Source organism: Luteibacter sp. (genome assembly GCF_035539195.1).
Classification (GTDB): Bacteria; Pseudomonadota; Gammaproteobacteria; order Xanthomonadales; family Rhodanobacteraceae; genus Luteibacter.
The window spans coordinates 14,223-27,408 of the sequence record NZ_DATLIW010000021.1 but is presented as its reverse complement, the minus strand read 5'-3'; the positions used below and the strand labels follow the sequence as shown (position 1 = coordinate 27,408).

The 13,186-nt window shown below is 65.3% G+C and carries 14 protein-coding genes; 11 read left to right on the top strand and 3 right to left on the bottom strand.

Annotated features, from left to right (window positions below; genetic code table 11):
• Window positions 1-30: 30 nt before the first annotated feature.
• The gene (gene zwf / locus VM621_RS06380) at window positions 31-1,518 is read left to right on the top strand and encodes a glucose-6-phosphate dehydrogenase (protein ID WP_325468132.1); all 1,488 of its coding nucleotides are present in this window, start codon (window positions 31-33) and stop codon (window positions 1,516-1,518) included.
• 171 nt (window positions 1,519-1,689) lie between these two features.
• Here the strand turns inward: zwf and VM621_RS06375 are convergent, their stop codons facing one another.
• On the bottom strand, window positions 1,690-3,129 hold the full coding sequence (locus tag VM621_RS06375; protein WP_325468131.1) for a PLP-dependent aminotransferase family protein: 1,440 nt from the start codon (window positions 3,127-3,129) through the stop codon (window positions 1,690-1,692).
• Window positions 3,130-3,161: 32 nt separating this feature from the next.
• Here VM621_RS06375 and cyoA point away from each other — a divergent pair, with 32 nt between their 5' ends.
• From cyoA to cyoD, 4 genes are read left to right on the top strand one after another with little or no spacing between them, the layout of a single operon-like run.
• On the top strand, window positions 3,162-4,076 hold the full coding sequence (gene cyoA, locus VM621_RS06370; protein WP_325468130.1) for a ubiquinol oxidase subunit II: 915 nt from the start codon (window positions 3,162-3,164) through the stop codon (window positions 4,074-4,076).
• Between the two features lie 5 nt (window positions 4,077-4,081).
• Window positions 4,082-6,091 (top strand): cytochrome o ubiquinol oxidase subunit I, encoded by a 2,010-nt coding sequence (cyoB, locus tag VM621_RS06365; protein ID WP_325468129.1) that lies wholly within the window; start codon window positions 4,082-4,084, stop codon window positions 6,089-6,091.
• A gap of 2 nt (window positions 6,092-6,093) precedes the next feature.
• Window positions 6,094-6,699, top strand: a complete 606-nt coding sequence (gene cyoC / locus VM621_RS06360; protein ID WP_325468128.1) for a cytochrome o ubiquinol oxidase subunit III — start codon at window positions 6,094-6,096, stop codon at window positions 6,697-6,699.
• A complete protein-coding gene (gene cyoD / locus VM621_RS06355; protein ID WP_325468127.1) occupies window positions 6,696-7,046 on the top strand; it encodes a cytochrome o ubiquinol oxidase subunit IV in 351 nt (116 codons plus the stop codon). Before cyoC ends, cyoD begins: the two co-directional genes overlap by 4 nt.
• A 16-nt stretch (window positions 7,047-7,062) precedes the next feature.
• Here cyoD and VM621_RS06350 read toward each other — a convergent pair whose 3' ends face one another.
• Window positions 7,063-7,263, bottom strand: a complete 201-nt coding sequence (locus VM621_RS06350) for a hypothetical protein (protein ID WP_325468126.1) — start codon at window positions 7,261-7,263, stop codon at window positions 7,063-7,065.
• Between the two features lie 3 nt (window positions 7,264-7,266).
• A complete protein-coding gene (locus VM621_RS06345) occupies window positions 7,267-8,043 on the bottom strand; it encodes a MipA/OmpV family protein (protein ID WP_325468125.1) in 777 nt (258 codons plus the stop codon).
• 120 nt (window positions 8,044-8,163) lie between these two features.
• Between VM621_RS06345 and VM621_RS06340 the strand changes: the two genes are divergently transcribed.
• The 6 genes from VM621_RS06340 (at window position 8,164) to VM621_RS06315 (ending at window position 13,125) form a co-directional block, all read left to right on the top strand.
• Window positions 8,164-8,853, top strand: a complete 690-nt coding sequence (locus VM621_RS06340) for a response regulator transcription factor (RefSeq protein ID WP_325468124.1) — start codon at window positions 8,164-8,166, stop codon at window positions 8,851-8,853.
• A complete protein-coding gene (locus VM621_RS06335) occupies window positions 8,837-10,162 on the top strand; it encodes a HAMP domain-containing sensor histidine kinase (protein WP_325468123.1) in 1,326 nt (441 codons plus the stop codon). Before VM621_RS06340 ends, VM621_RS06335 begins: the two co-directional genes overlap by 17 nt.
• Window positions 10,163-10,276: 114 nt before the next feature.
• Window positions 10,277-10,738, top strand: a complete 462-nt coding sequence (gene msrB, locus VM621_RS06330) for a peptide-methionine (R)-S-oxide reductase MsrB (RefSeq protein WP_325468122.1) — start codon at window positions 10,277-10,279, stop codon at window positions 10,736-10,738.
• The gene (gene msrA, locus VM621_RS06325) at window positions 10,735-11,235 is read left to right on the top strand and encodes a peptide-methionine (S)-S-oxide reductase MsrA (RefSeq protein ID WP_325468121.1); all 501 of its coding nucleotides are present in this window, start codon (window positions 10,735-10,737) and stop codon (window positions 11,233-11,235) included. Before msrB ends, msrA begins: the two co-directional genes overlap by 4 nt.
• A 64-nt stretch (window positions 11,236-11,299) precedes the next feature.
• Window positions 11,300-12,367, top strand: a complete 1,068-nt coding sequence (locus tag VM621_RS06320; protein WP_325468120.1) for a sensor histidine kinase — start codon at window positions 11,300-11,302, stop codon at window positions 12,365-12,367.
• The gene (locus tag VM621_RS06315) at window positions 12,364-13,125 is read left to right on the top strand and encodes a LytTR family DNA-binding domain-containing protein (RefSeq protein ID WP_325468119.1); all 762 of its coding nucleotides are present in this window, start codon (window positions 12,364-12,366) and stop codon (window positions 13,123-13,125) included. The genes VM621_RS06320 and VM621_RS06315 overlap by 4 nt, the downstream gene beginning before the upstream one ends.
• Window positions 13,126-13,186 lie beyond the last annotated feature (61 nt).

Here is a 13,186-nt window from a genome sequence, read left to right as displayed (position 1 = left end):
CACCTCCCGCTACTCCGGAAATCTTTCGCCATGACCGCTTCCATCCAGCTCGAACCCGTCGAATCCTTCGATTACGTGATCTTCGGCGCCACCGGCGATCTGACCATGCGCAAACTCTTGCCCGCGCTGTATCGGCGTTTCGCCGAAGGACAAATCACCGCCGATTCGCGCATCGTCGGCACGGCACGTTCGCCGCTGGACGATGAGACCTACCGGGAGCGCGCCCGCAAGGCGCTGGGCGAGCATGTCCGCCCTGACGAGCTGATCGACGCGACGGTAAACCGGTTCCTTCGCCTGGTTCACTATGTGAGCCTCAACGGTGCCGAGTCGTCCGGTAACTGGGAGGGCCTGAAGGGCCTTCTCGAGACGAACGCCGCGAAAGACAGGGTCCGCGTGTTCTATCTGGCTACCGCACCGGATCTCTACGGCGAGATCGCCCGTAACGTCTCGGAGAAGGGGCTGCGTAGCGAGACGTCGCGCATCGTGCTCGAAAAGCCGATCGGCACCAATCTGGATACGGCACGCAAGGTCAACGAGGACGTCGGTCGCTACTTCCCGGAAAACAGCATCTTCCGTATCGACCATTACCTGGGCAAGGAAGCGGTACAGAACATCATCGCGCTGCGCTTCGCCAACCCGATGCTCGAGCGCATGTGGGACCGCGAGTCCATCGACTACGTGCAGATCACCGCTGCGGAGACGGTCGGTCTCGAAGGCCGTGGCGGCTACTACGATGGCTCGGGCGCGCTGCGCGACATGATCCAGAACCACCTGCTGCAGGTGCTGACCGTGGTCGCCATGGAGCGCCCGGGCTCGCTCGACGCCGACGCCCTGCGCGACGAGAAGGTGCGTGTGCTGAAGTCGCTCAAGCCGCTCGACCGCAACAACCTGCGCGCCCATGTCGCCCGCGGCCAGTACGTGCAGGGCACCGCGGGTGGCAAGGCCGTTCCCGCTTATCGCGACGAGCTGCCGGGCGAGACCGAAAGCAACACGGAGACCTTCGTCGCCCTGAAGGCCGAGATCGACAACGAGCGCTGGCAGGGCGTGCCGTTCTATCTGCGCTCGGGCAAGCGCATGCCGGAAAAAGTGACCGAGGTCGTGGTGCAGTTCCGCGCAGGCGAGCCGGGTCTGTTCGGCGAAGCGCGACCGGGCAGCCGTCTGGTGATTCGCGTGCAGCCGAACGAGAGCGTCACGCTGCCGTTGTTCGTCAAGCATCCAGGCAACAGTTTTGGTCTGGACGAGGTCGACGCGCTGTCGAAGCTGGGCCAGCCCGAACGCATCCGTTACCGCGATTCGTATGAAGGCCTGATGCTCGATGCCGTCAAGGGCAGTCCGGCGCTGTTCGTGCGCAAGGACGAAACCGAAGCCGCATGGCAGTGGGTGACGCCGATCCTCGAGGGCTGGAGCGAGGACGACAACGGCCCGGACAGCTACGAGGCGGGTACCTGGGGTCCGGATTCCGCGCGCGAGCTGTTGCAACAAGCAGGGCATGCGTGGGTGGAAGACATCGCCGCCTGAACCGGCTAAGCCAGCGCCAATGGTGCAGCCCCCGTGTGGGAGCCGATCCAGCCAATGATGCAGCCCCCGTGTGGGAGCCGGTCCAGCCAATGGTGCAGCCCCCGTATGGGAGCCGGTCCAGCCAATGGTGCAGGCCCCGTGTGGGAGCCGATTCATCGGCGATGCTCGCGCCTAGATAACGACAGCATCCACCGCAGGGTCGCTGCCCTCCATCAACTGCACAAGCCGATCGAGCCCCTGTTTCAAGCGCACCCGATCCTTCACACCGCCCAGCGAAATGCGGATGGCCTGTTCGTTCGGCGTACCGGTGGAGAAGGCATCCGAAGGCGTGACCGCGAGCCCTTCCATGCGTGCGGTCATCGTCAGCGAGCGTGCGGTCCAGCGTGCGGGCAAGCCAAGCCAGAGGTGAATGCCTTCGGCCGCCACGGGTTCCGCCTGCGCGGCGAGGTCGACCGGACGAAGAATCCGCGCCGCCATCGCTTGCCGTTCGCGGGCCTCCATACGCACGCCATCGAGCAGTCGCGCCGCGGTGCCGTCATGGATCCATTGTGTCGCCAGTGAGGTCATCACTGGCATCGACAGCAGCGTCACCGCGCGCAGGCTGCCAACGAAGGCGGAGCGCAGGGCGGTGTCGGGCATCACGACGTATGCCGTGCGCAAGCCGGGGGTGAGCGCTTTGGACAGCGTCGCGATGTAGTAGGTGCGCTCCGGGGCGAGGCGGGCGAAAGGCGGCGGCGCCGTGTCGCACAAGGCCCAGTAGGGGTCGTCTTCGACGATGCGAAGATCGTGCTTGCGCGCTATCGCGACAATCTCTTCGCGACGCGCTGTCGGCATGCTCGTCGCGGTCGGGTTGCGCAGGGTAGGGTTGAGATAGACCACGCGCGCCCCGTATTCCACGGCTGCCCTGGCCAGGGCATCGGGAAGCATCCCATCGTCGTCACTCGCCACGGCGACGAGCCGGCGGTCGAGTTGCGCGGCGGCACCGATCATGCCGGGATACAGCACCGGTTCGGACAGCACGGTATCGCCGGCGTGGCTGAGGGCGAGGACCAGCGCGGCGAGCGCCGCCTGTGCGCCCGGACAGATCACGATGCGCGCACCGTCCACTCGTCCAAGCATCGGCATGAGCCACGCGGCGCCCGCGGCGCGATCGGCGTCGCTGCCGCCTCCCGGGTGATAACTCATCAACAGGTGCGGGTCGGTGTGGGTCAGTACCTGATCCACGCCACGCTTGAGCAGGGCGGTGAAGTCGATGCCGAGCGGCGGCGGTGGGATATTCATGCCCAGGTCGACCACTTGCGCCGTGTCGAAGCGGGGCGCGGAGACGAAGGTGCCCATGGCCCCGTTGGCGTGCAGGAGCTTGCGTTCGCGGGCCTCCGCGTAGGCGCGGGTCACCGTGGTCAGGTCGACGCCGAGCGCTCGAGCCAGTTGCCTTTGCGGGGGCAGGCGATCCCCCGGTCGCAGCCGTCCATCCGTGATCGCCCGCTCCATGAAACGGACCACCTGCAGGTAGCGCGGCCCGTCTTCCTCCAGCGCGCCCGCCCGGTCGAGCCCTTGTATGGAGCTTGTCCGCGTCACAATGCCACCGATGTATGGATATTGTCGACGCATAGTATGCGCCGTATCCCTATATGGATGCATACATGTTTGCGTCGCTGTTCCACCGCTTCCACCGGCCCGCGTGGCGCATCGCCGCCCTGTGCGGCGTCGTCCTGCTGCAGGGCTGTCGTCTGGCCTTGTTCGACCCAAAGGGTGACATCGGCGTCCAGGAGCGCCGCCTGATCCTGGTTTCGCTCGGCCTGATGCTGCTCGTGGTCGTCCCGGTGATCGGGCTCACCCTGTACTTCTTCTGGCGCTACCGCGCGACGAACACCAAGGCGAGGTATGCGCCCGAGTGGTCGCATTCGACCGGGATCGAGATCGTCGTATGGACCATTCCCTGCGTCATCGTCGCCGTGCTGGCCGTGCTCATCTGGAAAAGCACGCATGCCCTCGACCCCTACAAGGCGCTCGCCGCCCAGCGCCCACCGCTGAAGGTGGACGTGGTGGCGCTGAACTGGAAGTGGCTGTTCATCTACCCCGACTACGGCGTGGCCACGGTCAACGAACTCGTCGTTCCTGCGCGCACGCCGATCGAGTTCCATCTCACGGCGGACTCGTTGATGAACTCGTTCTTCATTCCTCGCCTCGGCAGCCAGGTCTATGCGATGGCCGGCATGGAAACGCGACTCCACCTGGTTGCCGATGATGTGGGGACCTTCGCAGGGCGATCCTCGGCGTACAGCGGCCCTGGGTTCTCAGGCATGCGCTTCGACACGTTCGCCGTAAGCGACGCGGATTTCGCCGACTGGATCGGGCGCACGCGCCGTTCGTCGCCAGCGCTGACCATGGATGGCTACCACGCGCTGACCGCGCCCAGCGAGCACGAGCCGCCGCGCAAGTTCGGCAGCGTCGACGCCGGGTTGTTCGAACGCGTGGTCGACCAATACATGCCCGCGCCACCGCGCGGCGATGTCTGTGGTCAAGCGTTTTCCCTCATGCCGTCGGCGAAGGACTGAAGCCCATGTTCGGTAAACTCGATCTATCCGCGATCCCGCTCCAAGAGCCGATCATCATGGGGACGCTGGTCGTCGTCCTGCTCGGTGGCGCGGCCCTGCTCGCGGCCATCACCTATCATCGCAAGTGGACCTACCTCTGGCGGGAATGGCTGACCTCGGTCGACCACAAGCGCATCGGTGTCATGTACATCGTCCTGGCGCTGGTCATGCTCCTGCGCGGCTTCGCCGATGCGCTGATGATGCGCGCACAACAGGCCATCGCCGCGAACGGGTCCACGGGCTATCTTCCGCCGCATCATTACGACCAGATCTTCACCGCCCACGGCGTGATCATGATCTTCTTCGTCGCCACGCCGCTGATCCTCGGGCTGATGAACGTCGTGGTGCCGTTGCAGATCGGCGCACGCGACGTGGCGTTTCCCTTCGTCAACTCGCTGAGCTTCTGGCTGTCGGCCGTTGGCGCGGTACTGGTGATGATGTCCATGTTCGTCGGCGACTTCGCCGCGACCGGTTGGGTCGCGTATCCGCCGCTGTCCGAGTTGGGCTACAGCCCCACGGTGGGCGTCGATTACTACATATGGTCGTTACAGGTATCAGGGCTGGGTACCTTGCTGACCGGTATCAACCTGGTGGTGACCATCCTGCGCATGCGCGCGCCGGGCATGACACTCATGCGCATGCCGGTGTTCACATGGACGGCCTTGATCACCAACATCCTCATCATCGCCGTGTTTCCCATCCTGACCGCGACGCTCGCGCTGCTCACCGCCGACCGCTACCTGGACATGCACTTCTTCACCAACGAGCTTGGTGGGAACGCGATGATGTACATCAACCTGATCTGGGTGTGGGGTCATCCGGAGGTCTACATCCTCATCCTGCCGTGCTTCGGTGCGTTCTCGGAGATCATATCGACGTTCTCCGGCAAGCCGCTGTTCGGCTACAAGTCGATGGTTTATGCCACCTCGTCCATCGGCGTGCTCTCGTTCTTCGTCTGGCTGCACCACTTCTTCACCATGGGGTCGGGCGCGAACGTCAACGCCTTCTTCGGCATCATGACCTCGATCATCTCCATTCCCACGGGCGTGAAACTTTTCAACTGGCTGTTCACCATGTTCCGTGGCCGTATCCGCTACCACTCGACGGTCTGGTGGACGATCGGCTTCATGGTCACCTTCGCCATCGGGGGCATGACCGGCGTGTTGCTTGCCGTTCCGGGTGCCGACTTCGTACTGCATAACAGTCTTTTCCTGGTCGCGCATTTCCATAACGTGATCATCGGTGGCGTGCTGTTCGGCTGCCTGGCCGCGATCGGCTTCTGGTTTCCCAAGGTGTTCGGTTTCACGCTCGACGAGTTCTGGGGCAAGGTGTCGTTCTGGTGCTGGCTGGTGGGTTTCTACCTGGCCTTCATGCCGCTGTACGTGCTCGGCCTGGACGGCATGACGCGGCGCATGAACCACTATGACGATCCCACCTGGCAGCCGTGGCTGGTCGTGGCTCTGGTCGGTGCCCTGGTGATCGCCTGCGGTATCGCCGCGCTCGGCATCCAGCTCGTCGTCAGCATCCGTAACCGCAACGCCAACCTCGATCTGAGCGGCGATCCCTGGGACGGCCGCAGCCTCGAATGGTCCACGGCATCGCCGGCGCCGTTCTACAACTTCGCCCATGTTCCTACGATCACCTCGCTCGAGCCGCACTGGGACGCGAAGAAGGCCGGTACGGCGTACGTCGAACCGAAGACCTACGAGGCCATCCACATGCCGCGGAACACGGGTGCCGGGTTCATTATCGCGGCGATCTCGCTTGCGCTCTGCTTCGCCCTGGTCTGGCATATCTGGGGGCTGGCGATCGTCTCGCTGCTCGGCATCGTCGCGACGTTCATCGTCCGTACCTACGATCGCGATGTCGACTACTACGTCCCGGCCGCCGAGGTCGCCGCTATCGAGCGGGCACGCTTCGCGCGGCTGCCCAAGACCCATTCGACCGCCGCCACACGCTACGAAGAGGCCGCCTGAGCATGAGCACCACCCTTGCCACCGCCGGTGACGGCGATGCCGAGCACGACGACGAGTCGACGACCACGCTCGGTTTCTGGATCTACCTGATGAGCGACTGCCTGATCTTCGCGACGCTGTTCGCGACGTTCGGGGTGCTGGCCGGTGCGACGGCCGGTGGACCCGGTGGGCGCGAGCTTTTCAGCCTGCCGTTCGTGTTGACCGAGACCCTGTTGCTGCTACTGAGCAGCTTCACCTTCGGCGCCGGCATGCTCGGTGCCGCGTCGGGTCGCCGTCGTGTGCTGGTCGGCTGGCTCGCCGTGACGTTCCTGCTCGGTCTGGGCTTCGTCGTCATGGAAGTGCACGAGTTCGTCGAGCTGGTCCGCGACGGCGCGGGTCCGTCGCGCAGCGCCTTCCTCTCCGCGTACTTCGGACTGGTCGGTACGCATGGCCTGCACGTGTTTTGCGGATTGGTCTGGCTCGGCGTCATGGTTCACCAGGTAGTGCGCTTCGGCCTGGACGGCATCGTCCGTCGCCGTCTCGCCTGTCTGAGCCTGTTCTGGCACTTCCTCGACCTGATCTGGATCTGCGTTTTCACCTTTGTCTACCTGCGCGAGTTCACCCCATGAGTCACGCTACCCAGGCCCACGGCAGCATGCGGAGCTACGTGTCCGGCTTCATCCTTTCCGTCGCCTTGACCCTGGCTTCGTTCGGCGCGGTCATGTCGAATGTCGTGCCGGCCGGAGCGCGCCTGACGCTCATCGTCGCGCTATGCGTGGCCCAGTTGTTCGTGCAACTGGTGTACTTCCTGCACCTGGGCTCGGCGCGCAGCCAGCGCGCGAACACGGCGATCTTCGCCTGCACGACCTTCCTGATCGCCGTGGTGGTCGCCGGTTCGCTGTGGGTGATGCATAACGCCAACGTCAACATGATGCCGATGCCCATGTCCGTGCATCAGGCGATGATGCACGAGTAGCCGCACGTTCGTCGTATCAGAGGTTGCGCTGGCCGGCCGCCACCGATTCCAGCAGCGATACCACGTGCTCGCCTTCCCCGGCGAGCGCGATTTCCACCGGCGTCCGTCCACCCAGTTCCTGGATAGGTGTAAGCAGGAGCCAATCCCAGACCGCCTGGCGGTCGGGCTCGATCCCGTAGGCCAGGTCCGCTATCCGACGCATGATCCGCTTGCTCATCGTTCAGAACACGTGACTGAGTGAGACGAAGAAACTGCGAGTGTGGTCGGTATCGACCATCGGGCTGTCCTTCACGGCATCGGGCAGGATGGTGTAGCGCATGCCACCGGAGGTGACCCAGGACGGCGACAGGCGATAGGTCGCCATGAGGTTCACGTACGGTGCGGTGCCGCCGTCGGCGTGGTAGGCCGCCAGGCCGCTGCGCGCTGCCTCGCGGCCGCTGATGCCGTAGTAGTAGTCGTTGAGCGCGCCGTTGCTGCGTGCGACACCGACCGTCGGGACGAAGGTGACGGCGCCTTTCTTCAATGGGTAGCTATAACCGGCATCGAGCAGGGTGCCGCCGCCGTGGCCGGTGAACTCCTTCTGCGCGCTGGCGGACAGCACGCCCCATTCGGCCGTGTGCCGCCACGCCACACCGGCCATGCCGGAGATGTCGCGGTTGGACAGCCGGCGCAGCCGGGCGTCGTCGGTGTCCTGGTGGCGGAACCGGTTGGCGAATGGCGAAACCAGGATCGACAGCTCGTCGGCCCGGCCGGAAAGCAGCTTGTAGCCAGCCGAGGCGCCGCGGAAGTAGAACGACTTGCCCTCGTAGTTCACCAGGGGCAGGGGCAGGGCCTTGTTGTCGTAGCTGCGATAGGGACTGGGAGCCCAGGCGGCGCCGATACCCAGGCTCCAGCCGGGCGCGGGGCGCTCCGCGGATTGCGCCGAAGCGGCGCCAGACAGGCCGATGCCGGCGATCAGGGCGAGCAGAGGGGCGGAGCGCGAACGGAATACCGACATGCGGGAAGACTCGTGGGGACGATAGGCTCCGGATGCTGGGGAGTGGACATTGCCCCAACATTGCCCCGCCGGACAGGCGTTTAGCACGTGTTAGGATCGCGCCCCTTCGGGAGGGTTCGCATGCGCATACTGCTGGTTGAAGACGAGCCGGAGATGGCGGCCGTGCTCCAGGCCGGGCTGCATCGCCACGGCATGCTGGTGGATGTCTCGCCGACCATCGCGCATGCCGCCGAGGCCTTGCAGTGCAAGCTGCACGATCTTCTCCTGCTCGACAGGCAATTGCCCGATGGCGATGGCGCGACCTTGCTGGCCACCGCGCGGGCAACGCATGCCGACCTCCCGGTGATCATGCTGACCGCCCGGGGCTCGCTTTCCGACCGCATCGAAGGCCTCGATCTGGGCGCGGACGATTACCTGGTCAAACCGTTCGCGATCGAAGAGCTGCTAGCGCGGATCCGCGCCATTTCGCGGCGACCGGCACAGATCGCACTGCCGGTCGCCACCTTGGGCAATCTCTGCTTCGACTTCACCGCCCGCGAGGCCATTGTCGATGGGCAACCCCTGCGCCTGCAGCGGCGTCAACTCCTGTTGCTCGAAGCCCTGGCGTACCGGCACGGGCGCACGGTGCAGCGCGAGGTGTTGCAGGAAGCGGTCTACGGTTTCGACGATGCCATCCAGTCGAACGCGCTGGACGCCCACGTGTCGAAGCTGCGTCGCGCGCTGGTCGAAGCGAACGCGAGCGTCGAGATCCACGTGATTCGTGGCATCGGTTACCTGCTGCGGGAGGTGCGCGATGGGCAGGCACGCTAAATCGCTCACCGTTCAGTTGGGTGTGCGGCTCAGCGCCCTGCAGGTTGTGATCCTCGTCGCGACCATCGCTGCCCTGACCTGGAGCATCCTCAATACGCAGACCGCCTACATCGACGAGAATATGGCGCGTGGCATCGCACGTGCGGTGACGGTCGACGATGGCGCCATGCGCCTGCACACGGACGGCGACATGCGCGCCGTGCTCGACGAAGCACCGCACATCTGGTTCGGCGTCGAGGACGAGCAGGGGCACCGCCTGATCCATGGCGACGTACCGGCGGCCTATCGCACACTGGTGGATTCGCTGTCCACGCTCGAATCCTCGGAAGTACACACCACGAGCGCCCCGTACGACCTCGCCATGCGCGTCGTCGTCGAGAAGACGCCGCAGGGCCGGATCCACGTCATCGTCGGGGGTGCCCCTGTTCTCGGGCTCGGTATGGTCTTCCTCAAGATCCTGATCTACGTCGGCACGCGTATCGGCTTGCCTCTGGTGCTGGTGACTCTCGTCGCGGTTCCCTGGTTGATCCATCGCTCGATGGCCGGCGTTGGCAAGGTGGCCGACCAGGCCCAGCGGATCAATATCGACGAGCGCGGCGCCCAGCTGGAGGACGGCGCGGTGCCGCGCGAATTGCAGCCGCTGGTGCGCGCGTTCAATCTCGCGCTGGAGCGGCTCGGCGAAGGGTACGACGCACGCGACCGCTTCCTGGTGGATGCGGCGCACGAACTGCGTGCGCCGATCGCCATCCTCGAAGCACGTCTCGATACCTTGCCGCACGGCGAAGCGCGGACACGCCTGCTCACCGACCTGGCTCGCCTGGCCAATATCGCCGAACAGCTGCTCGATCTGCAGCGGCTGGGCAAGCAGGTCACCGCCTTCGAACCGCTCGACCTGGTGACCCTGGTTCGCGAGGTCAGTGCCGACGTCGCACCCCTGGTGCTGGACGCGGGCTACGAGCTGGCCATGGATGCCCCCGACCACGCGGTGGTGGTCATCGGCGACCGGCTTTCGCTGTCCCGTGCGGTGACCAACCTGATCCAGAACGCCATCGCCCATGCCGGTGGCAAGGGACTCATTCATGTCGCCGTGATGCCCGATGGCGTGTTCGAAATCAGCGACGAGGGTCCCGGCATCCCCGAGGCGGAGCGGGCGAAGATATTCACGCCGTTTTATCGGCTGCGGCCGAGCAGCGTGGGAACGGGCCTGGGGTTGCACCTGGTGCAGGAGATCGTGGCCCGTCACGGGGGCAGTATCGCGGTGCTCGACGCGCCGGGGGGCGGGGCGCGGTTCTCGGTGCGGATTCCCTAGGGGAGCAAATCCTTACTATTGTTTCCACGGGGTTCGACCGCATTATGGGACGAGCGGTGGAGCAGGCCTTTCACCGGCCGTGCAGCCCCCGATCTTCATCCCTCTGGAGGTCCCATGTCCGACTACCGCAAGACTCCCGAAGCCCTCGCCAAGCTGACCCCCGAACAGTTCAGGGTGACCCAGCAGAGCGGCACCGAGCGCCCGTTCGAGAACGCATTCAACGACAACCACGAGCCCGGTATCTATGTCGATATCGTCTCGGGCGAACCGCTGTTCTCGTCCTTCGACAAGTTCGACAGCGGCTGCGGCTGGCCCAGCTTCACGCGCCCTCTGGAGGCCGATCATGTCGAGGAGAAGCGCGATATCAGCCACGGCATGATCCGCACCGAGGTCCGCTCGGCGAACGCCGATAGCCATCTGGGCCACGTGTTTCCCGACGGTCCGCGCGACCAGGGCGGTTTGCGCTATTGCATCAACTCGGCGTCGCTGCGTTTCGTCCCGGTTGCCGATCTCGAGAAGGAAGGCTACGGCCAGTACATCCACATGTTCGACAGCGAAACCGGAGGTGTCCTATGACCTCGCGCGCCATTCTCGCCGGCGGTTGTTTCTGGGGCATGCAGGACCTGATCCGCAAGCAGCCCGGGGTGATCGCCACACGCGTGGGTTATTCCGGCGGCGACGTGCCCAATGCCACCTATCGCAACCACGGCAGCCATGCCGAGGCGATCGAGATCGAGTTCGATCCGGCCAGGATCAGCTACCGGAAGATTCTCGAGTTCTTCTTCCAGATCCACGATCCGACTACGCTGAATCGGCAAGGAAACGACCGCGGCGAGAGTTACCGCTCGGCCATCTTCTACCTAGACGACGAGCAGAAGGCGATCGCCGAAGACACCATCGCGGACGTCGACGCGTCGGGCCTGTGGCCGGGCAAGGCGGTCACCGAACTCTCGCCGGCAGGCCCGTTCTGGGAGGCCGAACCCGAGCACCAGGACTACCTGGAAAAGTATCCGAACGGGTACACGTGCCATTTCATCCGTCCGGACTGGGTGCTCCCCCGGCGCACCGCCTGATCCCTGCGGCCGTGCCGGCTCTGGTATAAGGGCCGGCACGCAAGGCTGGGGCGGGGGCCTCGACATGAAGACAGGGAAGAAAGGCTACGCCGCGATCCTATGGGTCGCGTTGCTGGTGGCCATCGGTTTGCTCAGGGCGTCCAACCGGTATCTCATCGATATCGCCAACCACGAACCATCGTTGTTTGCGCCGAAGCTGATCGACGAACTCACCGGTTCCTTGAGCTTCGGCGTTTTCCTGCCCGTGCTCTTCTTCCTCCTGCGCCGTATCGCGCGGATCGCGTCGTCGCCGGTGCGTGTTCTGGCGCATCTTGGGCTCTTCCTCGCGCTTTCCCTGGCCCAGACCAGTCTGATGCTGGGCCTGCGCCTGTGGGTGTTTCCCCTCGCGGGCCTGGCGCGTTTCGCGGCGCTTCCCACGGGCTGGCGTTACCTCATGGAAATGCCCACGCAGCTGTTTTTCTACGCGGTGATCGCGCTGGGCCTGTGGCTGTTCGATCGTTACCGTGAGGGGCAGGCCAGGGAACTACGCGCCGCACAGCTGGAATCGGCACTGTCCGATGCGCGCCTGGAAGCCCTGCGCCTGCAGCTGAACCCGCACTTCCTCTTCAATACGCTCAATGCCGTTTCGGAACTCATGTACGAGCGGCCGCAGGTAGCCGACGAGATGCTCTCGCGCATCGGGGAACTGTTACGTGCGACGCTCTCGGCGACCGCGCAGGAGCATCGGCTGGCCGACGAGTGGCAGCTGCTTTCCCTGTACCTGGACATCCAGAGGGCACGCTTCGGCAGCGGGCTCGACGTGCAGCTGGATGGCGATGCGACCCTCGACGATCTGCACGTGCCGTTCCTGATCCTGCAGCCGCTGGTGGAAAACGCCATCGACCATGGTGGCAGCGGCGACGACAGGCGCGTCTGCGTCGCCGCACGGCGCGAGGCGGGAAGGCTGATGCTGCGCGTGCGCGATTTCGGCGGTGGCACGGCGCGTCCCGGCCACGGCATCGGTTTCAGCAACGTGGATGCGCGCCTGCGTCACCTGTATGGCGAGGCTGCGGGTGTGAGTCGCGATGCCGCCCTGGGCGGCGGCTCCGTCGTCACGGTGTGGCTCCCCGCGCGACGTTGGGCAGCGGCATGAGCCTGCGTGTGGTCGTCGTCGATGACGAGGCGCCCGCACGCGCCAAGCTGCGCCGTTATCTCGCTACGGCCGATGGTCTGGAGTGGATCGGCGAAGCCGGGAACGGTATCGATGCCATCGGCCTGGTCCAGCGGCTCCGCCCGGACGTCATCTTCCTCGATATCAACATGCCGGGGATGGATGGTTTCGGCGTGCTGCAGGCCCTGGGCGAACCCTTGCCGGCGGAGATCGTATTCGTGACGGCGCATGACGCCCACGCGGTGCGGGCCTTCGAAGTGCATGCATTCGACTACCTGCTCAAGCCCGTGGGGCCGCAACGCTTCGATCGCCTGGCGACGCGTTTACGCAAATCGCTGGTGCCCTCGTCGGCCCTGGCGGTACGGGTGGATGGCCTGCTCGATGCGTTGCCGCCGCCCGCGCATTACGTCGAACGGCTCCTTTTGCCATCGGGCGACAGCGCGGAACTCGTGCATGTCGACCGCATCGATCGTATCGAGTCGGACCGCAATTACATCGACGTCTACGTGGGCGGCACGCCTCGCCGGTTGCGCGGTACGCTCGACGCGATGCAGGCGCGCCTCTCGCCTGCGCACTTCGTACGCATCAACCGCTCGACCGTGGTCAGCCTCGACGCGATCCGGGAGGTGAAGGCGTGGCCCGATGGCGAACGACGGCTGCTGTTGCGCGACGGCTCCCGGGTGACCTGGACGCGGCGCTACCTCGGTCAGCTGCCGCCGGGTCTCGCGCTGGAGCTGTAGCGGACGCCGACCGCCCGGGTGCGGGTGCGCCGCTCGTCCCCGGCCCGGCGACGTTCGTCCC